This window comes from Pseudomonas sp. GM18, assembly GCF_000282195.1.
Classification (GTDB): Bacteria; Pseudomonadota; Gammaproteobacteria; order Pseudomonadales; family Pseudomonadaceae; genus Aquipseudomonas.
On sequence record NZ_AKJT01000030.1, the window covers coordinates 60,935 to 83,308 of the forward strand.

Annotated in this window: 20 protein-coding genes and 1 tRNA gene; 11 read left to right on the top strand and 10 right to left on the bottom strand. The window is 55.7% G+C overall.

Annotated features, from left to right (window positions below):
- Positions 1-2: 2 nt before the first annotated feature.
- On the bottom strand, positions 3-1,835 hold the full coding sequence (locus PMI21_RS20025) for a di-heme-cytochrome C peroxidase (RefSeq protein WP_033063883.1): 1,833 nt from the start codon (positions 1,833-1,835) through the stop codon (positions 3-5).
- Positions 1,836-2,104: 269 nt separating this feature from the next.
- Here PMI21_RS20025 and PMI21_RS20020 point away from each other — a divergent pair, with 269 nt between their 5' ends.
- The 9 genes from PMI21_RS20020 to PMI21_RS19980 all read left to right on the top strand — a co-directional run bounded on the left by PMI21_RS20020 (position 2,105) and on the right by PMI21_RS19980 (position 9,017).
- Entirely contained in the window at positions 2,105-2,818 is a 714-nt protein-coding gene (locus PMI21_RS20020; RefSeq protein WP_007936152.1) for an FKBP-type peptidyl-prolyl cis-trans isomerase, read from the top strand.
- A gap of 294 nt (positions 2,819-3,112) precedes the next feature.
- The gene (locus tag PMI21_RS20015) at positions 3,113-3,568 is read left to right on the top strand and encodes a YkvA family protein (RefSeq protein ID WP_007936154.1); all 456 of its coding nucleotides are present in this window, start codon (positions 3,113-3,115) and stop codon (positions 3,566-3,568) included.
- Positions 3,569-3,680: 112 nt separating this feature from the next.
- The gene (locus tag PMI21_RS20010; protein WP_026286335.1) at positions 3,681-4,022 is read left to right on the top strand and encodes a helix-turn-helix domain-containing protein; all 342 of its coding nucleotides are present in this window, start codon (positions 3,681-3,683) and stop codon (positions 4,020-4,022) included.
- Positions 4,019-4,390, top strand: a complete 372-nt coding sequence (locus tag PMI21_RS20005; RefSeq protein ID WP_003223109.1) for a hypothetical protein — start codon at positions 4,019-4,021, stop codon at positions 4,388-4,390. The genes PMI21_RS20010 and PMI21_RS20005 overlap by 4 nt, the downstream gene beginning before the upstream one ends.
- Positions 4,391-4,795, top strand: coding sequence for a hypothetical protein (locus tag PMI21_RS20000; protein WP_007936159.1), 405 nt, complete (start codon positions 4,391-4,393; stop codon positions 4,793-4,795).
- Positions 4,796-5,166: 371 nt separating this feature from the next.
- Positions 5,167-6,081, top strand: a complete 915-nt coding sequence (locus PMI21_RS19995; RefSeq protein WP_007936161.1) for a hypothetical protein — start codon at positions 5,167-5,169, stop codon at positions 6,079-6,081.
- Positions 6,082-6,084: 3 nt separating this feature from the next.
- Positions 6,085-6,528 carry a hypothetical protein gene (locus PMI21_RS19990; protein ID WP_007936162.1) on the top strand — a complete coding sequence of 148 codons (444 nt, stop codon included), beginning with the start codon at positions 6,085-6,087 and terminating at the stop codon, positions 6,526-6,528.
- A gap of 2 nt (positions 6,529-6,530) precedes the next feature.
- Positions 6,531-8,651, top strand: a complete 2,121-nt coding sequence (locus PMI21_RS19985) for an ATP-binding protein (protein ID WP_007936164.1) — start codon at positions 6,531-6,533, stop codon at positions 8,649-8,651.
- Positions 8,652-8,943: 292 nt separating this feature from the next.
- Positions 8,944-9,017: transfer RNA gene (locus PMI21_RS19980), tRNA-Ile, on the top strand.
- A 54-nt stretch (positions 9,018-9,071) separates the two neighbouring features.
- Here PMI21_RS19980 and PMI21_RS29455 read toward each other — a convergent pair.
- Both PMI21_RS29455 and PMI21_RS19975 read right to left on the bottom strand, forming a co-directional pair.
- On the bottom strand, positions 9,072-9,890 hold the full coding sequence (locus PMI21_RS29455) for a hypothetical protein (RefSeq protein WP_007936165.1): 819 nt from the start codon (positions 9,888-9,890) through the stop codon (positions 9,072-9,074).
- Between the two features lie 398 nt (positions 9,891-10,288).
- Positions 10,289-11,533, bottom strand: coding sequence for a hypothetical protein (locus tag PMI21_RS19975; RefSeq protein WP_007936166.1), 1,245 nt, complete (start codon positions 11,531-11,533; stop codon positions 10,289-10,291).
- 763 nt (positions 11,534-12,296) lie between these two features.
- Between PMI21_RS19975 and PMI21_RS19970 the strand changes: the two genes are divergently transcribed.
- On the top strand, positions 12,297-12,620 hold the full coding sequence (locus PMI21_RS19970; RefSeq protein WP_007936167.1) for a hypothetical protein: 324 nt from the start codon (positions 12,297-12,299) through the stop codon (positions 12,618-12,620).
- 221 nt (positions 12,621-12,841) lie between these two features.
- Here PMI21_RS19970 and PMI21_RS19965 read toward each other — a convergent pair whose 3' ends face one another.
- Entirely contained in the window at positions 12,842-14,632 is a 1,791-nt protein-coding gene (locus PMI21_RS19965; protein ID WP_007936168.1) for a bifunctional diguanylate cyclase/phosphodiesterase, read from the bottom strand.
- 134 nt (positions 14,633-14,766) lie between these two features.
- The gene (locus PMI21_RS19960; protein ID WP_007936169.1) at positions 14,767-16,848 is read right to left on the bottom strand and encodes a carboxy terminal-processing peptidase; all 2,082 of its coding nucleotides are present in this window, start codon (positions 16,846-16,848) and stop codon (positions 14,767-14,769) included.
- Positions 16,849-16,988: 140 nt separating this feature from the next.
- Between PMI21_RS19960 and PMI21_RS19955 the strand changes: the two genes are divergently transcribed.
- On the top strand, positions 16,989-17,951 hold the full coding sequence (locus PMI21_RS19955; protein ID WP_007936170.1) for a zinc-binding dehydrogenase: 963 nt from the start codon (positions 16,989-16,991) through the stop codon (positions 17,949-17,951).
- Positions 17,952-18,127: 176 nt separating this feature from the next.
- On the opposite strand, the gene PMI21_RS19950 is transcribed toward PMI21_RS19955, so the two are convergent.
- Genes PMI21_RS19950 through PMI21_RS19930 form a run of 5 tightly spaced genes read right to left on the bottom strand, consistent with a single transcriptional unit; the run spans position 18,128 to position 22,237 of the window.
- Positions 18,128-18,781 carry an HAD family hydrolase gene (locus PMI21_RS19950; protein ID WP_007936171.1) on the bottom strand — a complete coding sequence of 218 codons (654 nt, stop codon included), beginning with the start codon at positions 18,779-18,781 and terminating at the stop codon, positions 18,128-18,130.
- Between the two features lie 34 nt (positions 18,782-18,815).
- Positions 18,816-19,805, bottom strand: a complete 990-nt coding sequence (locus PMI21_RS19945; protein ID WP_007936172.1) for an ABC transporter ATP-binding protein — start codon at positions 19,803-19,805, stop codon at positions 18,816-18,818.
- The gene (locus tag PMI21_RS19940; protein ID WP_007936173.1) at positions 19,802-20,602 is read right to left on the bottom strand and encodes an ABC transporter permease; all 801 of its coding nucleotides are present in this window, start codon (positions 20,600-20,602) and stop codon (positions 19,802-19,804) included. Before PMI21_RS19940 ends, PMI21_RS19945 begins: the two co-directional genes overlap by 4 nt.
- Complete coding sequence (locus PMI21_RS19935; protein WP_162130330.1) at positions 20,589-21,425, bottom strand: ABC transporter permease; 837 nt, start codon at positions 21,423-21,425, stop codon at positions 20,589-20,591. The genes PMI21_RS19940 and PMI21_RS19935 overlap by 14 nt, the downstream gene beginning before the upstream one ends.
- Before the next feature lie 5 nt (positions 21,426-21,430).
- Entirely contained in the window at positions 21,431-22,237 is an 807-nt protein-coding gene (locus PMI21_RS19930; RefSeq protein WP_007936175.1) for an alkaline phosphatase family protein, read from the bottom strand.
- Between the last annotated feature and the right edge of the window lie 137 nt (positions 22,238-22,374).

Here is a 22,374-nt window from a genome sequence, read left to right on the forward strand (position 1 = left end):
GATCAATCCTTTTGACTAATGAGGTGGTCTGGCAATTGCGACTCCAGCGGGCCGCCCAACACTTTCAAGTATTCCAGCAGCGCCCAGCGCTCTTGCGGTTGCAGCAGGCGACCGATCACGCCATTACCGCGCTCGCCTGCGCGGAATTCGTGACCGCTGTTGTGGTTGCCGGTAATGCGCGTGTCGAACACAAAACCGTTGTTGAAGGCTTCGGTGCGATAGCCCAAGTGTTTGGGATCGTATTCGAAGGTGCCCTTGTAGAACGTTGTTGCGCGTTCATCCTGGGGCGAGAGAAGTTGGTAAATGCTCGGCACCGAACCGTTGTGCAGGAACGGTGGCGTGGCCCAGACGCCCGCCAATGGTCGGGCTTTATAGCTGCGCAATTCCTGAACGCCGATAGGCAGGCCGAAACCGTCCAGGTTTGGACGCTCCGCTGGCGTCACATTGGCTGCGCGGTAGGCCTGGTTCCCCACGAAAGCAGTGACGTAGGCCAGCCCCTTGGCCACAGACAACTGGCTCAAATCCAAGGGTTCCGTGGGTTTTGGATGCAGTTGCACGTCCAGTTGCGCAAGCTCTGCCGGATCCCACTTCAAGGCCGTCAGATCGAAGCGATGGTCGGCAATATTGTTGGCGGCGCCGGGGTCTGTGCCAATCACCTCCACGGGCAGCAATTTCAGATGTTGCACCGGTCTGCCGTCGCTTTGGGTGACGCGGGGTATGTGGCATCCGGCGCAGTTTTCAGCGAATAGAGCGCGGCCTTTCGCGGCCAGGGGCTTGTCGATGGTGCCCAGCAGGGCTTCTGGCCAGGCGGGTGGCTTGAGTCGTTGCAGGGTTTGTTCGATCCGGTGCAGATCGCGCACCCGGACGCTGGACGGGTAGCGGTCGTCGCCCTTGAGGGGCTGCCCACTGCCGTCGAAGAAATTCAGCGTGGCGCCGACACCCAGAGCCTCGCCAATGTTGCGGGCCATCGGTTGCTGCGCCGAACCGTTCCACTGCACCCAGTCGAAGGTCCACATGTCCCACAGTTGCGGGTAGTCCACCGGCGCGTTGGCCACGCGGTAGTTGGCCGGCGAAATGGCGTCGCCGAAGCTGGCGTTGGCAATGCGCCCGAAGGCGTCGGTACGGCCGGGGCCTTCTTCGGTGGGGTAGAGCCCGCGATGGGTGTCGTTCCAGGCCACCTTCAAGAAGGTATCGAGTGAGATTTTGAAGTCCTGGCGTAGCTGTTGATGCCGGGCGTCGTAGTCCTGACCCAAAACATTGCGCGCGAAACGTTCGAATTTCCACGGGTTGTAATAAGTCGAGGCGAGGCTGGCCACCAGTGCCTGGCCGAAGCTGCCGCCACGCAGGGTCGGGACGCTGGACGGCAACACATGCTGGGCCGAGCCGCCGTCGATGCGCACGGCCTGGCCATTGAAGCGCAATTCGCCGGTGTGGCAGGCGGCGCAGGTGATGTCCAGAAACTCTTCCTGGCTGCCAGGGTTTTGATGACGGGCAAAACCGACGGGCAGGTTACCAGGATTGTTTGGTGTGGCTTTCTGGCCTGGATCGATCAGAAAACCAAAGCGTGCGAGGTATTCGGGAGCGGCGAATCGTTTTTGCGAGAAGGGCAGTTCGAGGGCGTTGAACCAGTCATAGCGCAAGCCTTTGACCTGGGTGCCTTGAGGCGTGAAATAGTAGGCTTGGCGGTCTGCGGCACTCCATTGCTCCAGGTAATGCACCTGTTGCGCCGGTGACCAGGCCGGCAATTTCGGGTTGGCGACGTAGTACAGCACCACCGCAAGGCCCAGCCCCAGCAGTACTGCGATCAGAATCAGCAAGCGGAATATGAGGCGCAAGATAAACATCCTTGTCAATTTGTACCTCTCTTATGCCTCAGCTGACGAAGTGCGGCAAGAGGCCATTACGCCAAGGGCTGTGGGAACCGGCATCTGGGTCTGTGAGAGCCAGATGACAGAAGCTTCATCCTTCTAATCCCGAAATGCGTTTAAACACCTGAACTTATCGGAAGTTTCCTGCTCTCATGCCGGTAGCCATTGGTCGTGGCCGCCTGATAAGCTCGCGGCTTTACTCGATTGCCCTTTAGGCGCATGAACAAGGAAATAGCATGAAACAGCATCGGTTGGCGGCGGCGGTGGCCCTGGTTGGCCTGGTACTTGCGGGTTGTGATTCGCAGACCAGCGTAGAGCTGAAAACCCCGGCGCAAAAAGCTTCCTACGGCATTGGCCTGAACATGGGCAAAAGCCTGGCTCAGGAAGGCATGGATGATCTGGACTCCAAAGCCGTAGCCCAAGGCATCGAAGATGCCGTCGGCAAGAAAGAACAGAAACTGAAGGATGAGGAACTGGTTGAAGCCTTCGCAGCGCTGCAGAAGCGTGCCGAAGAGCGTTTGGCCAAGATGAGCGAAGAGTCGGCAGCCGCCGGCAAAAAATTCCTCGAAGAGAATGGCAAGAAAGCCGGTGTCGTCACCACGGCTTCCGGCCTGCAATACGAAGTGGTCAAGAAGGCCGATGGCCCACAGCCTAAGCCGACCGACGTAGTGACTGTTCACTACACCGGTAAACTGACCAACGGCACCGTTTTCGACAGTTCCGTCGAGCGCGGCAGCCCGATCGATCTGCCGGTCAGCGGTGTGATTCCGGGTTGGGTCGAAGGCCTGCAACTGATGCACGTTGGCGAGAAGTACAAACTGTACATCCCTAGCGACCTGGCTTACGGCGCCCAAAGCCCTAGCCCGGCGATTCCAGCCAACTCGGTGCTGGTATTCGACCTGGAGCTGCTGGCCATCAAGGATCCAGCCAAACAAGACGACGCCAAGTAATCCGCGTCTGCTCTGACAACAACGCCTCGCTTATGCGGGGCGTTGTTGCATCTGGGGTTCAGTGAAGGTAAACAAAGCGAACGGATGCGGTACGCTGGAGTCATAGCCAGTGAGAGTGCCCGAGCTAGACGGACCGGTGCGCCAAGTCAATGAAATCTTGGGTTTTTTTATGTGAGTAAAAAACGCCCGATCTGAGCAGGGCCCTTGTGAAACGGGGCTTCCAGCGGTGAAATGCAGCTCTGTTCACAAGGTTATCCACAATTTGTGTGGATAACATTTCAGTGGGAGGAAAAAATGAAAATGCCCTGGAATTTCGCCCGTTTCCTGCCACTGGCCGGGCGCCTGCTCGCCCGTGGTCGTCTGCCGACCCTGCTGTTCGCGGTTGCCAGCAAAGGTGCCAGCCAGGGCAATCGTCTGGGCAAACTCAAGGACGATCTGCGCTTGTTACAGGCACTCTGCCTGGCCTACTGGCGTGGCGAGTACCGGGCCATCAGCCCGAAAGCGCTGGTTTCAGTGGTGGCCGGCCTGATGTATTTCCTGAGCCCGGTGGATGCGATCCCGGATTTCATCCCGGTGTTCGGCATGCTCGACGACATTGCCGTGCTGGCCTGGCTGATGAAAGTCCTCGATGACGAACTCAACGCCTTCCGCGCCTGGCGCAATCGTCAGGCGCCGGAAAAACTCGCGGTGGTTGAACGCCTGCCCGATACCCCGGAACAACTGCAACTTCAGGGGCCGAAAAAAAACTGAACCGATTCAGGATCATCCATATTCATACCCCCCGCGACCTTGGCCGCTGTTAGGATTACACTTCTAGGGAAAAGTGCCGACTCGCTACGTGTCGTTGTCCTACGGGGTAGTCATGGATATTCAGATAATTACACGCGAAGGCGAACCAGAATATGCGGTTCTGCCATGGGCTCAGTATCAGGCTCTACTGAAAGCAGCAGGCATCAACGAACAACCACCGCGCGAAGCCACAGTGCGTCCCGCGGCCACATCAGACCAGACTCTTCCGGGTCTGGATCAACTACGCAGTTTGCGCGAAGGGAAGGGCATCGCCATTGAGGCGCTTGCCCGCACGGTAGGCATCAGCCCGTCATATCTCGCCTTGATCGAAAGCGGTGAGCGTCAACCTGACGCTGCTATTCGCCGCAGCCTCGCCTGGGAATTGACGGTGCCGGGATGGAGGGATGAATCGTGAGCGTACGCATCAGTCGTCAACATTGGGATGGATTGTTGGGGGAACTGGATCAGGCGCGCCGTCAGCGCCATCTTTTGACGTATCGGGCATTGCTGGAGCGTTTGCAGCTACCCACGCCCGCCATGCAAACCCTGACCGCCGCCCTTGAACACCTGGCCGCGCTGGACGCCAAGGCCGAGCAGCCGCTGCGCAGCTCGCTGGTGATCAGCCAGGGCGCCAGCCGCTTGCCGCGCACTGGCTTCTTCGAATGTGTCGAGCGCCTCGGGCGCTTCTCCGGACCGTCCGACGGCGTGGCTGCCGCGTCCTGGCATGCCTCGGAAGTGGTGCGGGTGTTCGAATACGAGTACCCCGAGTCGGCGGAAGCCTGAGTGTTTCTACGACTCAAGGCGCGGACCGGTTACTGGCTGGCCCGCCGGTTGTTCCACTGGTCGTGGTTTGTGCGCCAGCCGCGAGGCTGGCGTTGGCTCGAGGGCCAGTTCGCGCGCATGGCGAACCTGGGGGATGTCGGCGCCCAGAGCTTCTACGGCCACATCCTGACCTTTCGCGGCGTCGGTCTTGGGGCGCGCGAGGAGGGGGTGCGATTGTTGCGCCTGGCGGCGTTGGCGGGGGATGGCAAGGCGGCGTATCAGGTTGGCGTGATCAGCCTGGCCGGGACGCCGAGCAAGGCGCCGGATCCGGTGGAAGCGGCTCGGTTTTGGCGTATTGCTTTGAAGGCTGGGCATCCGTTGGCTGAGATGAAGTTGAAAGGGTTGGCGGGTGGAGATGCTGAGTAGTCATTCGATGATCTTCGATAAGTAAGCGTTGTGTGGGGGGAACGATGGTCAATTGTAAATTCTATGGTGAGCTGCTTTCGGCCAATAGTTGCCGCAGATTATAAAAAGTATGGTCAGCCAAGAATCGCCCCCCGAACGTTACCTGCAAAACTGGGTGCGATTCATGCTGTACAGATAAACAGCCCATGTATTTATCGAATCCAAATTACCGGTTCCTGCTAGACCGGTTGATAGCGATTTGATAGCTTCTGAAATATCCGAGGTCGAAAGGCCACGCGAAGTAAACAGATGGTGTCCCACCGGCGCCAATAGATTTCGGAAGGATACGATGAGCATCGCCTCCCGATGAGTATTCACAAGGCAGGCATGCAGTGATAACTACACCCGTTGGCAAATTCACAGGTATAACTTGGGAAGCGCAGTGTCAGCTCGCATTTAAACTCAAGCATGGCGGCGACGGATATCAGCATATACCCGCCTCGCCTGGTGATTTTGGGATCGAGGGATACACGAAACACACCGGATATGCGTTTCAGTGTTACTGCCCAGACCGGCTCTATCATCAAGACGAGCTCTATGAGAAGCAGCGCACGAAGATCAACGACGATCTGAAAAAACTCAGAGATTATGCTGTTGATCTACAGAAAATTCTGGGCGGTACAAAAATCAAAAATTGGTGTTTTGTCACCCCCGAAATTAGCAGAAACAAGCTGCACTCCTATACCCAGACCAAACAGACAGAAGTCAGGGGGTGGAGCCTTCCACACCTCGATGAAAATTTCACGATCCTGCTCCATGACCATGAGTTCTACATAAAAGAATTCAATCTGCTGCGGACTACAGAAGGTCTGCCTCCATGCCTGGGCTCGCCGACAGAGTCTTTGCCCAAAGTGAGCACTACTCCTGAGCCGTATGACGAGAATCTTGAAAGGAAGTGTCGCCTGCGAATGCCAGGGAGACCCGCCAAGAAAATTGAAGATTTGATCAAGCTGACAACCAACAACTTCCTGGGTCACGACACATATTTTCAGTCCCTGTATGACCGATCGCCCCAAACGTATGTAAACGTCGCCCGAATAGTGAATACCTTTGAGCAAGACGTTTTGGAATGGGGACTGACGTCTGACGCAACACCGGAGGAACTCACCTCACTGGTGAGGGATAGGCTGATGGAATACCTGACCACTGATCGCCATCTCAACATAGACAAGTCCATGGCAAGTGATGTGGTGCGAAGGACTGTCGCGCGATGGCTTGCGATCTGCGAACTGGACTTCAACGAGTAAATCATGGCTCAGCTCAAATTTATAAGGCGGCCGATTCCGGTACTCTCGGAGCTTCGCCCTCTCTACAAAATTTCCCAGGCGCTTCTGATTCTCCATCTGTCCGGACGTGGCGGCAGATCAAGCCTTCCAAAAATCCACCTGTTGAATTGGGCGCTCAAGACACCCGAGCGTACACGTTCACTAACAGTCGGTGCAGAGCAAGGTCAATTGCAGCTCCCAATCTGGGGGTTTGATCCTGCAATGGCAATTGCACTTAATCTTGCGTTCAGTGAATCATTGATAGCGCCCACCACAACGGGATTTGAGCTCACTGCCTCCGGCAAATCTTATGTGGAACTGATACTTGCAGACGACTCCGTACTCAGCGAAGAAAAGGCTGCCTTGAAGTCGATCGGGAAGAAAATTACGGAAGACATGGTGAGTACCGTGTCCAAGGGATGGGAATAACGATGTACGTCAAAGCAATCCATATCGACATTCAGACGGATAATGGGCCGTTTGGATTCTTTACAGAATTCAACCGCAACTTGAACATCATCCGTGGCCGAAACTCCGCCGGTAAAAGTACAATCGTTCACGCGATCATGTATGCCGTGGGTATGGAAGAGTTACTGGGTGCGCAGAATGAAAATGCACTGACCTATGCCTTGAAGGACTATCTAGAGCACGAGGGGCTTAAGCATCAGATCCAGACCTCCAGAGTTACAATCGAAATCGAGAGCAATGGCAAGACCATCACCGCAAGACGCAGCGTTAGAGAAAACGGGCTCAGCACGAAGCTCGTACGGATCCAAGAGTGCTCAGGGCTGACTAAGGGTGAAACGGCCCCCACCCTCTACAAGTTCATTCATGACGCAAACAGCGCTCAGATCGAAGAGGGTTTTTTTAGATACTTTGAGCAATTTCTCGGCCTGCAGTTGCCGCTCGTGCCGAGGACAAACAACAAACCAGCAAAGCTTTATTTACAGTACATCTTCGCCGCGATGGTGATCGAGCAGAAACGTGGATGGACTGACTACATTGCAAACCTTCCATATTTCGGCGTAAGAGATGCGCGCATCAAGATCGTCGACTTCTTGGTTGGCACAGACGTGTTCGATACAGATGCCAAACGCGACATATTGGATCAAGAATCCAAGCAAATTTATGATGAATGGCAAATTATTTACCGAACGCTTTTGGGTGAAACCCTCAAGCAGAGTTTCAAATTTTCCAATATCTCGAAAGCGCCCGTGCCAGATTTCAATGCTGAGCTAGTCAACTTCCACAAAACCTCTGAGGGTGTAACAGAGAGTATCTTGGAGTATAGGCAGCGCAAGATTAGTGAGCACCAAATTATTGGCTTGAAACTCTCTAGTCAGGGTGAAACGCCAACACAAGAAATCACTCAGGCAATTGAAAAGCACACCAATGAACTTGAGCGCTTTACAGTTGCTTATGAGACCTGCCTGGGTGATCTCGCCTTATTGCGCGTCAACCTAAACAGCAACAGACTCAACACTCGACAGGCCAAAGATGAACTGACCAAAAACCACGCTGCACAGAAGCTGATCAAGTTCGGTGCATCGCTCAGCCTGTCAACAGCAAGCAACTCTTGTCCAGCCTGCCATCAATCTATTGGCAACTCTCTCGTAGACCTGCATGAGAGTACGCCGCACATGGATATCGACACCAACATAGACTACTTGTCTGCCCAGCTGCGAATGCTCGAAAGAGAAAAGGGTGGAATTGAACAGTCCATCAAAGAGTCTGAGGCGCTGAAGGACCAGCTGGCAAGAACACTGTCCGCTACAAAGTCTGCGCTTAGGGCACTACGATCCGACCTGAACTCCAACTCGTCTGTCTCCAAATCGGGGATCAGGCTGCAAGTGCAAATCGAGATGGAGCTTGAAGGGCTCACTAAGTTTGAAGAAAGCTCGGATCGGGCACTCGATGCTCTCGGCGCGCTGTCACAACGCTTCCTCGATAACCAAAAAGGTCGGGGGATGATGCCAAGCGATCACTACTCGCCCGCTGACCTAGCTAAGTATTCACTCTTCGAAAGAATGTTCCGCGCCAACATCAGTGCATTCGACTATCACAGCGCGGCAATCGAGGACATCGAGTTCAACAGGGAGAATCTCCTCCCGTACCTCGCCAAGATTGAACTCAGAGAGATCAATGGTCAAAGACAACCATTCAATTCCGCAGCCCTCGACTCCCCCACAGCTCCAAATATTAGAAGAAGCGATGACAGTCCCAAAGGCAAGGGCAACATTGCCCGGGAGTCCAGCGCCAGCGACTTTGTTCGCCTGATCTGGAGCTACCTGCTTTCCATTTACCAAACCTCCTCTCACCACACGGTCAATGGCAATCACTTGGGTTTCCTGTTGCTGGACGAGCCTGGGCAGCACTCAATGGCTACCAAAAGCCAACAGGCGCTCTTCCAGCTTCTGTCGTCCGAGAAAGGGCTGCAAAGCATCGTGGCAGCCTCGTTTGATGACAGTGAGGCCACTTACAGAGAGGCAACTTCTAACGTTGAGTTCAAGCTTATTCAGCTGGGGGACAAGTCGATTTTGCCGCTTAAGTGAGTCGCCTCTGGTTCCGTAGACAGGCGTGAGCGTCGGCTTTTGGTTATTTGCACACTATCACCAGCGGCAGCTTTTGGCCGATTTCTGCCTGTCACCAAGGGCAGCTTCCGACCCAAAGCCGCCTCTCGAGAGGGATAAAAAGGACAAAATTGACGAGAGGCGATGTATCACATGTGCGATTTTTCCGGGTAGATTCGTTAACAGCCAGTAATAGAAAATTGTGCTCACGAAAAAGCTTTCAGTGGCCATAAGAGGTCTTGCTGCACGATCGCTCATGCGATATAAAGACATCTGACCGGTAGCTTAGATAGGCAAAGCAACCGCTTGATAAGCGGAAGATCGTGGGAGCGAAACCCACTCGGTAAAGAATTTTAATCTAGAATTCTTTACCGAGTCGATTTTGCATATAGTGTTAACGTTTTACATTTTTGGCTTAGGCTGCCTTTGAGCGCCTTCCTTTCGAGTTCTTGTGACGGGATCACAAATCTCAAAAGATGAGTTGTAAAACTTAATATTGTTCAAATTGCAGTTCTGATTCACAATAATTCCCGACAAATAAGTATTTTCAAAAGATACGTATCCCAAAGCCTTTCCGACACCCTTCCTCTGTAAAGTACTTAGCTGTGGCGCCCCCCCCGTACAAGCATCAGTACCGCTTGTAATAGCCTCGCAAAAGCTTGAGAACACCGCGCGACTTGTTCCTCCGACATCTGACTGCTCCCACCAACTTTCAATATTTTTGATCACGCCAGTTCCACTTCCAAGGGCGACAATCAATTTAGGGTCACTTTGCTCGAATTTTTCTAAAGTCGGAATAAACTCTATCTTGAAGCCATCGAACTTCGACCAAGTAAGTATGCTCACCTCGAACCTTGCCAAATTCCCTTCACCCAGCCTGACTCCATGAATAATTGTAAATGGTGAGGAGTGTGGCTCAGGATATGTTGAGTATATCTGCTCAATCACCTCAGCTATTTTAATGAATTTTTCTCTAGTTGAGTCTGACTTTTTATAAAGATATCCGGAGTCAATTAGAGAAATAACTTGGCCGAGCGCCTGTACGGGGAACAGAACATCACCACAGAAACCCAAAATTTCCGGCTCGGTATTCGAACTAAATACTTTTTTGCAGAAGTCCCAGCGCCTTCCATCGCCCCATGTAATGCGACTATCACTTGCAAAATACAGCGCGCTTGGCCCCACACTGTCAACTGCAACCCAAGCTATAAGAGATGTCACAGTACCTCCATTAAAGCCTTAATATTAGATGATGGCTTAATAGTTTTTTGGTGTCTATATTGACAGTATCTGGGCGGCGTCCCACTTGCTTTTTGACCCACCCCTTTTTCGTGGACCCGTAAAGTGGTTGCTTCTGGCTGGTTTCCGTCATTCATCACCGGCTGCTTTGTGGCAGTCAGCGACTCTGTAGTGACAGACCAATCTTGTCCTCCCTGAAGTGGTGGACAAGCCATGAAAACCATTGCAACCTACAGCTACTATCCCTGAAATAAGGGGCATTTGCATCAAATCAGTGCTATTGCGAAATGCACTGATCGAGCTCACGAGCTTGAGGAGCCGAGGATTGCAGCCCGCTGAAATACTTAGGTGGCCTCAACCCCCACTCCGCGACGACGAGATCAACCTGAAACGCTGGATATTTTTTCTACATAGGCTTCCAGCACCCTTTTGGCCAAGCTGTAGGAGTCCACATAAATCCTGTACATCTCCCCTTGATCTACCTTGAGCGCTCCAGCATGAACTAGCTGTGATCTGTAGTTATAGAGATCATAAAAAAGCTCAGCGTCCTTCTTAGTCAGGAGAGCTTTTACAAGTGCCTTGCAGCTTTTACCGATCGACTGACTCCTCAACGACTCCAGTCCCGAACTCAGAGACTTTTTAACCTCATCACCAATGTCGGCCTCACTCAGCTTTTCAGCTAGAAAATTCAAAGCATCAAGTTCAGCATCTGAACGGAGCGGCTTATCCGACAAGACCTCAATAGCAGTCATTGATAGAATGATTCTATTTATGAGCGAATCATCAAAAAGCGATGTGGTCAGGATTGCCGTAGCTGTTTCAATCTTCTTGAAAGTATCTTCAAAGACAAAAACATTCTGCAAACGATCGTAATTCTTAGCAAAGGCACAGTTAAATTTTTCGATGTCGATTGCCGCCCTTTCTTGAGTTGCCTTGGTATCCCAACCTACAGAGTTTGCCAAAAACGGTACGACGCCAAACTTGTCGCTCCAGTGAATCAACGGTATCTCAACATGGTCTTCATGGCGCTTGGTGTGCTGCTTGATAAAATCTTTCTCTAGTAATTTTTTAGTCTTTTCAAGTTCTGCTGCCGATGCCAAGTTATCAGGATAGGCAATGCCTATTCCTAATTCTGCGAAAGCCAGGATCAAAGCCTGCTCGACCTTTTTTGAAATCTGAGCAAGCTCACTCCACACCAAATTTTCTAAATTTTTCAGTCTGAGAATGTTGGCATCCTTCAACGATCCTCCAGAGTCGGATTCAATAATGTATTTATCTAGGAAACTCACTGAGCACTGATCAATTCCGAGCGGTCTTGAAACTTGAAACCTAATATAAAAGCTCCATTTTTTTTGCTCGGACTGCATTCTGCTAAAGTCATCATCTGCTGCATCCGCTAGTAAAGACGCCTCTTCTTCCATGAATTCACAGAAGAGTTCGGCGTCGTCTGGATCAAGCGTTTTAAGAAACGCGCCAAGCTCATCATTGAGTGCTTTCTTTGCTTGCGCAAGTGTCATCTCTTCGCTGTCAATTTTTTCCTTAAGCCATGCCGGTAGAATACTAGCTATCTCGATCACATTCGATCTCTCAATCGGCTTAAGCAACTTAACGCCAAACAGTTTCACTATGTGCCCTCCATGATTAGACCTTGAAAAAGATTTAAATATAAAACAGCGAATTGTAGGTGTGCCTAACATCAGAACCTATTAAAACCGCCCATCACGAACCACTGAAAGTGCTGTTATGCAGCCAAGACTGTTTTCGTGAAGCTCCACCCAAGAGTCATCACTCCCGATAGCTTAGGTGTGGTTAGCTGACCATGTATCACGAGCGAACTGAGCGCTGGCGTCCTTGATGCGCTGGGTGGATCTACAGTTCGACAAGATATCCCAGCTAATCGCGAGAGTGAATTCAGTTGTGCTGACCTGAGTGACCGCTTCTGGCCTATTTCTGCCTGTCGCCACTGGCAGCTATAGGTCGAAACCGGCTAGCCCACAGTGGAAAAATCAAGCCAGGCTTCAGCGAAGCTTTCCGCTACGTTTGCCTTCTTTGAGCGAAATTTCCGGGCAAGGTCTTCGGAAGTTTCCTTCAAGTTGTGGCGGTTTTCGTGAACTGGTGCGCAGTGAGCTCGATCGGTAGGCTTTGGTGGTCACTGAATATCAGTGAGGGGGTGTAGGAACCCTTTAATAGCATCGGTAATGCGTTAGCAATCGAAGTCAGATTTGCGGCCGTCAATGTGCGTCCGTAATATCTGTCGCGGCGGCTATGCGCGGGCACGCTTCGGCGTGGTCGAGTCTCCGATGCTCGGTATTCCTACCCCGCGTATAGCTGCCACCCAAGCCTGTAGGAAGGCTTTTGGCAGCTCCTATTTTCATCGGAAGGTCTCAAATGCCAACACTTCATCCTGATCCACCCTACGAAAAACCAATTCCCCACCCCAAAAACCGCTTCATGGCGTTGACCAGCAATTGCACCGACATGCCCACCCTGTTTGTCGATACCCATGCACCGCTGGATATTCTGACCGAAGCCGCCAGCTACCGAATCCGCGCCGTCACCCAAGTGCTTGAGAACTTGTCCATGCGCGGTTCAGTCGAGTGCGATTCGATGATTCTCAGTGATTTTGCCTTGCTCTGTGCCATTCCGCTGCGCGATGGCTGTGATGTGCTGGATGTGATTGGGCGGCGGTTGCGGGCTCGGTCTTCGGAGTAGCGTCTAGCGGCTTTTTGTGGCGAGGGGGCTTGCTCCCGCTTGAGTGCGGAGCACTCATAAAATTGGCCATATGGCCGGATTTTTTGGGGCCGCTACGCAGCCCAGCGCGAGCAAGCTCGCTCGCCACAGGGGACCGGGCAAGCCCCGTTGCCACCGGGTTGGGGGCAGGGGAGCAAGATCAAAAGATCGCAGCCTTCGGCAGCTCCGGGATGTACGGCAAATCACCGATGTCCGGCAACCAACGCTTCCTCGGTTGCCGGCACCGCCAGGCTATCGATCACATGCACGCTATACCCCGGCACATTCTTCGCGTGGTGTTTGGCCTGCGAGGCCATCTCGGCCAACTGGCTTGCATCGAGTTGTCCACAGGCCTGTGGATGTAGATGCACCACGCCGATGGACAGTGACAGCAGCGGGAATTCCTGGCGTACGCCCTGGCGGTTGGGGGCGATGAAGCAGCCGGCTTCCAGGTGTTCGCTGCGGTAGAAGCGTCGGCATTGGCTGTGGAAGTCGTCCAGCAACTGGTTGAGGCGTTTGCGCCAGTCTTCCGGGCCGAGCACCAGCAGGAAGTCGTCGCCGCCGATATGGCCGACGAAGTCGCGGGATGGGTCGACGCGGTCGTTCAGGCATTGCGCCAGGCACAGTAGGACTTCGTCCCCGCGACCGTAGCCGTAGATGTCGTTGAAGGGTTTGAAGCTGTCGATGTCCACGTAGCAGATCACTGATTCCCGTTCCTGTTGCAGCAGCCGTGTCAGGCATTGCTGGATCGGCACGTTGCCTGGCAGCAGGGTCAGCGGGTTGGCGTAGCGGGCTTGCTGGATTTTCAGTTCGGTAATCAGTTTGAGCACGTCGATCACTCGGCCCAGGCCCAGATAGCCGCCGTTGAGGGTGATGATGAAGTCTTCTTCGATGCGTTGTCGGGCGCGGCTGGTGATCAAGCGGCTGACCTGCTGCAGCGACTGGCTCAGTTCCACGGCGAGGAAGTCGTCGCTCATCAAACGGCTGATCGGTTTGCGGGCGAACAGGTCGGTGGCAAAGGGCTTGAGCAGGGCGTCCGAGAGCGAATGACGGTGGACGATGCCACACGGCTGGCCCTGCTTGTCGAGCACCGCCAGGGAGTTCAGGTTGGCCTGGCGGCGGAAGGCTTCCAGTACGGTGGCGGTCGGGGTGTCGCTGGCCATCGCCGGTTGGTCGTTGAGCAGGGCGCTGAGGTCGCTGGCTTCCTCGTTCAGCATCGCCGCGGCGCTGTTGGGTTTGGGCATCAAGGTTCGGGCATCGCGGGGCGGTTGCTCCTGGGGACGGCAGAGCAGATAGCCTTGCACAAGGTCGACGCCCATTTCGGTTAACACGGCGAGTTCTTCCGGCAATTCGATGCCTTCGGCGATCACTTTTGCCCGGGAAGCCTTGGCGATCTGCAGGATCGAGCCGACGAATTCACGCTTGAGCGCGTCCTGGTGAATGCCGTCGATAAAGTGCCGATCGATCTTGACGTAATCCGGGCGCAATTCAGACCAGAGCCGCAAGCTCGAATAACCCGCGCCCAGATCATCCAGCGCAATGGAAAAGCCCATCGCCCGATAGTGATGCAGGGCGGTTTGCAACAATTGGAAATCGTCGGTCGGGGTCTGTTCGGTGAGTTCGATCACCACCTGGCTCGGCGGTATGCCGAAATCCTGCAGCAGTTGCAGGGTGCGTCCAGGTTGGTGGGCGGCTTCGAGCAGCGATTCCGGGGACACATTGAGGAAGAGTTTGCCGGGCAGTTGCTGTTCATTGAAACGTCGGCAAGCACTTTGACGGCAAGCGATCTCCAGTTCGCTGAGGCGACCGGCCTGGCGCGCTACCGCGAACAGGGCGATGGGGGAGTGCAGCGGGCTGTTGGAGGGGCCACGGCTGAGGGCTTCGTAGCCGATGATCTGTCGTTCAGAGAGGGAGATGATTGGCTGGAACAGGCTGTGCAAACCGCTTTGAGTCAGTATTGAGCTCAAGGCACTCAGCTGTTCGGTTGTGGTCATGGCGATCTCTGGCGATAAAAAAAGGACCGGGAGCGCAAAGCTCCCGGTCCTTTATTTCACGACAGAATGATGTCTGTTTGATGACGCTCCGGGGAGCGTCAGCATTAAATTGCCATCATCTTGATTGTCACCACTTAGTGCTTGGCGACCGCGGTGTTGAGTTTCAAGTAATCCAGCAGAATCCGCCCGGTCTCGCTCAGGTAGGCGTCGTCTTCTGGTTTGGTCTTGTCCGGCTCGGCCGCGATGGCATCTTCGTCTTCTTTCTTCAGCTCTTTGAGCGGCTCTTCACCCTTGGCCTTGCGACGGATGTTTTCCATGGCCAGTTGCTTGGCTTCGATATCGGCGTGTTGTGCACGACGGTCGGCTTCATTGAGGCTGACGGTTTTTTCGGCCATCAGCTTCTGGGCCAGGGCCAGTTTGTCGCGGATGAACACGAACTCCGCGTCTTTGGCCGTGCGCACGTCATGCTCGGACTTGAGCTGCGTGATGTACGGTTTGAACGGGTCGACCGCCGGCTTGATGGCCGCACGGATGGTGTCCCACGGCATGGCTTCCGGCAGGGCGCTTTCGCCGATTTCCTTGGTGTCGATGATCGACGGGTAATCGATGTCTGGCAGTACGCCCTGATGCTGGGTGCTCTGACCGGAAACCCGGTAGAACTTGGCCAGGGTCAGTTTCAGTTCGCCATGGTTCAGCGGCTGAATGGTCTGCACGGTGCCTTTGCCGAAGGTCTGGCCGCCGATGATCAGTGCGCGGTGGTAGTCCTGCATGGCTCCAGCGAAGATCTCCGAGGCCGAGGCGGACAAACGGTTGACCAGCAACGCCATCGGGCCTTTGTAGAACGCGCCCGGGTTTTCATCTTCCAGTACATCGACCCGGCCGTCGGCGTTACGCACCAGCACGGTCGGACCTTTGTCGATGAACAGGCTGGTCAACTCGGTGGCTTCCTGCAAGGAACCGCCGCCGTTGTTGCGCAGGTCGATGACCACGCCGTCGACCTTGTCTTTCTGCAGCTCGGTCAGCAGCTTCTTGACGTCGCGGGTGGTGCTCTTGTAGTCCGGATCGCCGGCACGGAAGGCCTTGAAGTCCAGGTAGAAGGCCGGGATCTCGATGACGCCGAGCTTGTAGTCCTTGCCATCCTGCTTGAGGCTGAGGACCGACTTCTTCACCGCCTGATCTTCAAGTTTCACCGCTTCACGGGTGATCGGCACGATCTTGCTGGTCTGGTCGTTCGGCGCATTGCTGGCCGGGATCACTTCCAGGCGCACCACGGTGCCTTTCGGCCCACGAATCAGTTTGACCACTTCGTCCAGGCGCCAGCCGACCACGTCGACCATCTCTTTGTTGCCTTGGGCCACGCCGATGATCTTGTCGGCCGGTGCCACCTGCTTGGTCTTGTCGGCCGGGCCGGCAGGCACCAGGCGCACGACTTTGACCTGGTCGTTATCGCTCTGCAACACGGCGCCGATGCCCTCCAGGGACAGGCTCATGTTGATGTCGAAGTTCTCCGCGTTATCCGGTGACAGATAGTTGGTGTGCGGGTCGTAGGACATGGCGAAGGTGTTGATGTACGCCTGGAAGATGTCTTCCGCGCGGGTCTGGTCCAGACGCGCGAGCTGATTCTTGTAACGCTTGGTCAGGGTTTCCTGAATCTGCTTCGGCTCTTTGCCGGAGATCTTCATCCGCAGCACTTCGTCCTTGACGCGTTTGCGCCACAGGTCGTCGAGCTCGGCGGTGGTCTTGAGCCAAGGGGCATCCTTGCGGTCGATCAGCAAGGTTTCCTTGGTGGTGAAGTCGATTTTGTCGACGCCCTTGTTCAGCTCGGCAAGGGCAAAGTCCAGACGCGCCTTGACGCGGTCCAGATAGCGCTTGTAGATGGTGAACCCGGCGTTCAGGTCGCCGCTCTTGAGGAAGTCGTCAAACTGGGTTTTCCATTTGTCGAATTCGGCAATGTCACTGGCCATGAAGTAGCTGCGCGATGGATCCAGCAGCTTGAGGTAGCTGTCGTAGATGATCACGGAGCGCGCATCGTCGAGCGGCGGCTTGCTGTAATGGTGACGCTTGAGCAATTCGACGACGTTCAGACTGGCGATGACTTCGTCGCGATCGGGCTGAAGCTTGTCCCAGCTGTTGGCTGCGAACGAATTGCTCGACATCGGCAAAAGACCGAGACCAATGACAAGAGCGAGGGCGGTGCTGGGGAAAAAATGCTTCATGCTGATTCGACGCGGGGACAATTGATCACGCATATTAGGCCGTCTTTGAAGTCGCCGGTTCCCACAAGGGCCGGTCGCATAATGCAAGAAAGCCCGGCGCTACAGCTTCGGGCTCAGTCCAGACTCACTATGGAGGCACTGTGAAAGCATTGCAAGGCGTTGAGGGGCGAGTGGAGTGGGTTGAAGAGCCGAGTCCTACGTGCGATGTAGGACAAGTTCGTATCCGAGTGGCGGCAGCGGGACTCAATCGAGCCGATTTGTTACAGAAAGCAGGCCTGTATCCGCCACCGCCGGGAGCCAGTCAAGCACTGGGTCTTGAGTGTTCGGGGGTGATCAGCGAGGTCGGCCCGGGCTCGTCCTGGCAGGTCGGCGATCGGGTTTGCGCCTTGCTGGCCGGGGGTGGGATGGCCGAAGAGGTAGTTGTCGACGGACGGCATGTGCTGCCGGTTCCCGAAGGTTTGTCCCTGGCCGAGGCTGCGGCGTTGCCGGAAGTGTATGCGACCGTTTGGCTGAATTTGTTTCAATTGGCTGCGCTCAAACCGGGTGAGAAAGTTCTTCTGCACGCCGGAGCAAGTGGAATCGGTTCAGCTGCCATTCAGCTGTGCAAGGCATTTGGTAACCCGTGCTGGGTTAGCGTCGGCTCCGAGGAGCGTCTGGCCTACTGTGAAGCGTTGGGTGCCCAGGGTGGAGTGGTGCGCAACAAGGATCTGGAGAGTTTGGGCGATCTGGGTCCGTTCGACGTGATCCTCGACCCGGTGGGCGGCAACTATGCTTCGCTGAACCTCAAGCTGCTGGCTCGCGATGGCCGTTGGGTGTTGATCGGTTTGATGGGTGGTCGTGAAGCGCAGCTGGATCTGGCGCAGGTGCTGGCCAAGCGCGTGCAACTGCTGGGTTCGACCCTGCGCAATCGCGATGAGCAGTTCAAGGCCGATTTGTTCAGCGATCTCAGCCAGCACGTCTGGCCGTTGTTTGCCGAAGGGCGTTTGAGCCCGCAACTGGCCAGGACGTTTGCGATCGAGGACGCCGAAGCGGCGTTTGCGGAGCTGGCGACCAATCAGGTATCGGGCAAGCTGGTGCTGGTGATTGACGCAAGCCTGGTTTAGGGAAGATCGTTCCCACGCTCTGCGTGGGAATGCCTCTATGGACGCTCTGCGTCCGCTTCTGGGACGCGGAGCGTCCCGGGCTGCATTCCCACGCGGAGCGTGGGAACGATCAAGATCAGGTGTAAGCATCCATTTGTAGGAGCTGTCGAGCGAAGCGAGGCTGCGATCTTTTGCTTTTATTTCCAGATATGGATCGGCCAGCCGGCTTTTTCGGCGTGTTCGAGCAACACTGGATCCGGATTCACCACATGCGGGAAATCCACCTTCAGCAGCAACGGCAAATCGTTGCGTGAATCCGAGTAGAAACTCGCGCCTTCAAGGTTTTCCTCTTCGGCGTCCAGCCATTCCAGCAAGCGGGTGATCTTGCCTTCGCGGTAGGTGAGGGTGCCCACCGTGTTGCCGCTGTACACCCCGTGCGCCACTTCCAGTTCGATGCCGAGAATTTCGTCGATGCCCAGACGGTCGGCAATTGGCTTGACCAAATGCGTGCCCGAGGCCGAGATCACCAGAATCCGGTCGCCGGCCTTGCGGTGGGCGGCGATGGTTTTGGTGGCGTCGCTGAAGATGATCGGTTCGATGAAATCTTCCACCCAGGGCGCTACCAAGTGCTCGAGCTCTTGCGGCGTGCGACCGATCAGCGGCTCCAGGCTGAAGGCCATGTAGTCCTCCATGGCCAGGTGGCCCCTGCCGTACGCATCCATCAATTCCTTGTCGCGACGCAGGAAGGATTCGCCATCGACCCAGCCGAGGCGGGCCATCTGTTCGCTCCATAGCGAGGCGCAGTCGCCATGGATCAGGGTTTCGTCCAGATCAAAAATTGCCAGGGCCATCAGTGCGGTTCTCTCTTCAACATCAGCAAGGTCATCAGGCTACCTCACACAGGGCTGTCGGATCGATGGAAAGTGCCAGGCGCTGACCATCGGGATGCAGGTCGGACGCCGAGCGGTTCAGCACATCGACTACCAATTCCACCCCCCGGGCTTCCACCCGATAGCGAATCACGTTGCCCAACAGGCTGTGGCTGCGCACCTGCGCGTCGAGTTCGCCGTTCAGGCTCAGTTCGATGGCCTCCGGGCGAATCGCGATGCGGTGGGTGATCGGCCGCTGCAGCAGTTTGCTGGCGCTGTCGGCGTCCAGCAGGTTGTAGTTGCCGATGAAGCCTGCGGCAAACACGTCGACGGGTGCGGTGTACAGGGTTTCGGCGTCTCCGCTCTGTACGATCTTTCCCTGATTCATCAGGAAGATTCGATCAGACATGGTCAGGGCTTCTTCCTGATCGTGAGTGACGAAGATCGTGGTCAGGCCGAGTTCGCGCTGGATCTGACGGATCTGTTCGCGCAAGTGCTTGCGAATCCGCGCATCGAGTGCCGACAGCGGTTCATCCAGCAACAACAGGCGAGGCCGGGTCACCAAAGACCGAGCCAGGGCGACACGCTGGCACTGGCCGCCAGACAATTGATGCGGATAACGGGCAGCGAAGTCATTGAGCTCTACCAGTCTCAGCACTTCGGCGACGCGTTTTTGGCTGTCGTCGGCGTTGACCTTCTGCATGCGCAAACCGAAGGCGACGTTCTGCTCCACGGTCATGTTCGGGAACAGCGCATAACTCTGGAACACCATGCCGATTCCGCGTTTTTGCGGGCTCAGCGGGACGAGGTCGTGACCTTCCAGCAGAATCTGGCCACCGTCCACCGAGGTCAGGCCAGCGATGCAACGCAGCAGCGTGGACTTGCCGCAACCGGATGGGCCGAGCAGGGTGACGAATTCGCCTTTCCTGATTTCGCAGTTGATGTCGCTGAAGACCGTGGTGCCCGAGTAATCTTTCTGAAGGTGTTGGACGCTCACATAGCTCATTCGCTTTTGTCCTTGTTCAAGATATTGGCCACCCAGGTCAGAACCAGCACAAAGAAGAAGTAGGAAATCACCAGCGCGCTGGTGAAGTGGCCGCTGCTGTTGCGCATGTTGTTGAGGTAGACCTGCAGGGTTTCGTAGCGGGTGCCGACGAGGATGTTGGCGAACACGAACTCACCGAACAGGAACGAGAAGGACAGCAGCAATGCCACCATCAGCCCCTTGCGCAGGTTCGGCAACACCACCAGGAAGGCTGCTTGCCAGGTGCTGGCGCCGAGCAGTTGTGCGGCATCCATCAGGTCGCGCAGGTTGATCGCTTGCAGGTTGTTGGTGATCGCCCGGTACATGAACGGCAGCGCCACGGTGAAGTAGCAACCGATCAGAATCCACGGCGTACCCACCATCGCGAACGGTCCGGAACCGTAGAGCTGCAACAGCCCCACCGACGACACCACCGGCGGCACCGCGAAGGGCAAAAGGATCAGGATGTTCATCAGCGCGTCGAGCTTCGGGAAGTGGTAATGCACCACGAACAGCAGCGGCAGAATCAGCACCACCGACAGAATCAGCGAGCCGATACAAACCAGCAACGACTGGCCGAATGCATCGAGAAAGCGCGGATCGCTCCACAGCTGGATGTACCACTTCAAGGTAAAACCGCTGGGCATAATCGTCGCCGACCAACTGCTGGCGATCGAGTAGATCAAGGTTCCGAGCAGCGGCAACAACAGAATGGCAAACAGCAAATACACGATGACCCGGTGGTAGACACCGACGGGCCCCAGTTCAGCGCGAGACATGGTAGCTCCTCTTCAACAGCAGCTGATGCACGATGGTCACCAGGGTCATCAACGCCACCAGCACCACGGCCAAGGCGCTGGCGAGGTTCGGGTCGAGGGAAATATCGCCGGACACCATCGCCGCGATACGGATCGGCAACACGTTGAAGTTGCCGGTGGTCAGCGCGTAGACCGTGGCATAGGCGCCGAGCGCATTGGCCAGCAGAATCACGAACGTGCCCAACAGCGCCGGGGTCAGCACCGGCAAACCGATGTGCCGCCAGAATTGCCAGCCATTGGCACCCAGCAACGCGGCGGATTCACGCCAGTCTTCGCGCAGGGCATCGAAGGCCGGGTAGAGCAACAGCACGCCCAGGGGGATCTGGAAGTAGGTGTAGAGAATGATCAGCCCGGTTTTCGAGTACAGGTTGAAATCCTGAATGATTCCGGCCTGTTTCAGCATGATGGTGAAGGTGCCGTTGAACCCCAGCAAGATGATGAACGCGAAGGCCAGGGGCACACCGGCGAAGTTGCTGGTCATGTTGGCGAAGGCATTCACGAAGTTGCGCAGTTTCGAGTCGACCCGGCGCAGGGAATAGGCGCCGAGTACGGCAATGATGATGCCGAACACGCTGGACCAGAAACTGATCTCAAGGCTGTACTGGATCGCTTGCAAATAGAACTTCGAGTTGAAGATTTTGCTGAAGTTGGCCAGGCCCCAACCGAACTCTTCCGATTGCAGGCTGTTGATCATCACCCAGAGCAGCGGGGCGATCTCGAACACGAAGAAGAAAATTGCGAAAGGCACCAGGCACAGAGCGGCCAGCCATTTACCGCGGGTCATGGCATTCACTTGAGCAGCTCCCGGCACACAGGTTTGTCATGGGGCACGCCCAGCAGTTCGCAGACGGTGCCGCACAGTTCGGTTTGTTTCGGTGCAGCGCCTTGGTTGAAGCTGAAGGCGTCGCCGAGGACGAACAGCGGCACTTCGCGTTCTTCAGGCAGCAGGCCGTTGTGCGAGCGGTCGTTGTTCATGCCGTGGTCGGCGGTCACCAGCACCTGGTATCCGGCGTCGAGCCAGCCTTGCAGGTAGTCGGCGAGGATGATGTCGGCCGAGCGGGCGCTGTTGCGGTATTGCGGGGTGTCGAGGCCGTGCTTGTGCCCGGCGTCGTCGATGTTCATGGGGTGGACCAATAGAAAGTTCGGCGCATGGCGCAGGCGCAGGTTTTCCGCGTCGGCGAACAGGTGCGAGTCCGGGTAGTGGTCGCTCCAGTAGAAGTGACCGTGCTGGATCGGCAGTTTCGGGTCGTCGGTGTGACGGTCCCGGGCTGCCACGAACGGCGAACGGTTATACAACTCGCTGACCCAGTGATAGGCCGCGGCAGCGGTTTTCAGGCCGGCGTCGGTGGCGTAGTGGTAGATGCTGCGCTGGTTGGACAGGCGTGAGACGTTGTTGTGAACGATGCCGCTGTCGATCGGCGCAACGCCGGTCAGGATGCATTCGTAAAGCGGTCGGGACAGGGCCGGCAGTTCGCATTCCAGTTTGTAGAGCGCCGCGCGTCCTGCGCCAACGTAAGCCTGCAGATGCCCCATGGCGTGGCGCGCGACTTCGTAATTGAGGCCGTCGAGCACGACAAGGATGACGTTGTGCTTCATAGGGGGCGAAGACTCCGAAATCGAAACTGAACGTCGTAGGAGCTGCCGAAGGCTGCGATCTTTTGATCTTTCACTTGAAACTCAAGTGACCCCAAAAAAGATCGCAGCCTGCGGCAGCTCCTACGGCTGGTTTTTTT

Bases quoted from the DNA above. Each gene is read 5' to 3' on its own strand.
- PMI21_RS20020 (WP_007936152.1), top strand. From the start codon at position 2,105: ATGAAACAGCATCGGTTGGCGGCGGCGGTGGCCCTGGTTGGCCTGGTA.
- PMI21_RS20015 (WP_007936154.1), top strand. From the start codon at position 3,113: ATGAAAATGCCCTGGAATTTCGCCCGTTTCCTGCCACTGGCCGGGCGC.
- PMI21_RS20010 (WP_026286335.1), top strand. From the start codon at position 3,681: ATGGATATTCAGATAATTACACGCGAAGGCGAACCAGAATATGCGGTT.
- PMI21_RS19990 (WP_007936162.1), top strand. From the start codon at position 6,085: ATGGCTCAGCTCAAATTTATAAGGCGGCCGATTCCGGTACTCTCGGAG.
- PMI21_RS19985 (WP_007936164.1), top strand. From the start codon at position 6,531: ATGTACGTCAAAGCAATCCATATCGACATTCAGACGGATAATGGGCCG.
- PMI21_RS19970 (WP_007936167.1), top strand. From the start codon at position 12,297: ATGCCAACACTTCATCCTGATCCACCCTACGAAAAACCAATTCCCCAC.
- PMI21_RS19965 (WP_007936168.1), bottom strand. From the start codon at position 14,632: ATGACCACAACCGAACAGCTGAGTGCCTTGAGCTCAATACTGACTCAA.
- PMI21_RS19960 (WP_007936169.1), bottom strand. From the start codon at position 16,848: ATGAAGCATTTTTTCCCCAGCACCGCCCTCGCTCTTGTCATTGGTCTC.
- PMI21_RS19950 (WP_007936171.1), bottom strand. From the start codon at position 18,781: ATGGCCCTGGCAATTTTTGATCTGGACGAAACCCTGATCCATGGCGAC.
- PMI21_RS19945 (WP_007936172.1), bottom strand. From the start codon at position 19,805: ATGAGCTATGTGAGCGTCCAACACCTTCAGAAAGATTACTCGGGCACC.
- PMI21_RS19940 (WP_007936173.1), bottom strand. From the start codon at position 20,602: ATGTCTCGCGCTGAACTGGGGCCCGTCGGTGTCTACCACCGGGTCATC.
- PMI21_RS19935 (WP_162130330.1), bottom strand. From the start codon at position 21,425: ATGACCCGCGGTAAATGGCTGGCCGCTCTGTGCCTGGTGCCTTTCGCA.
- PMI21_RS19930 (WP_007936175.1), bottom strand. From the start codon at position 22,237: ATGAAGCACAACGTCATCCTTGTCGTGCTCGACGGCCTCAATTACGAA.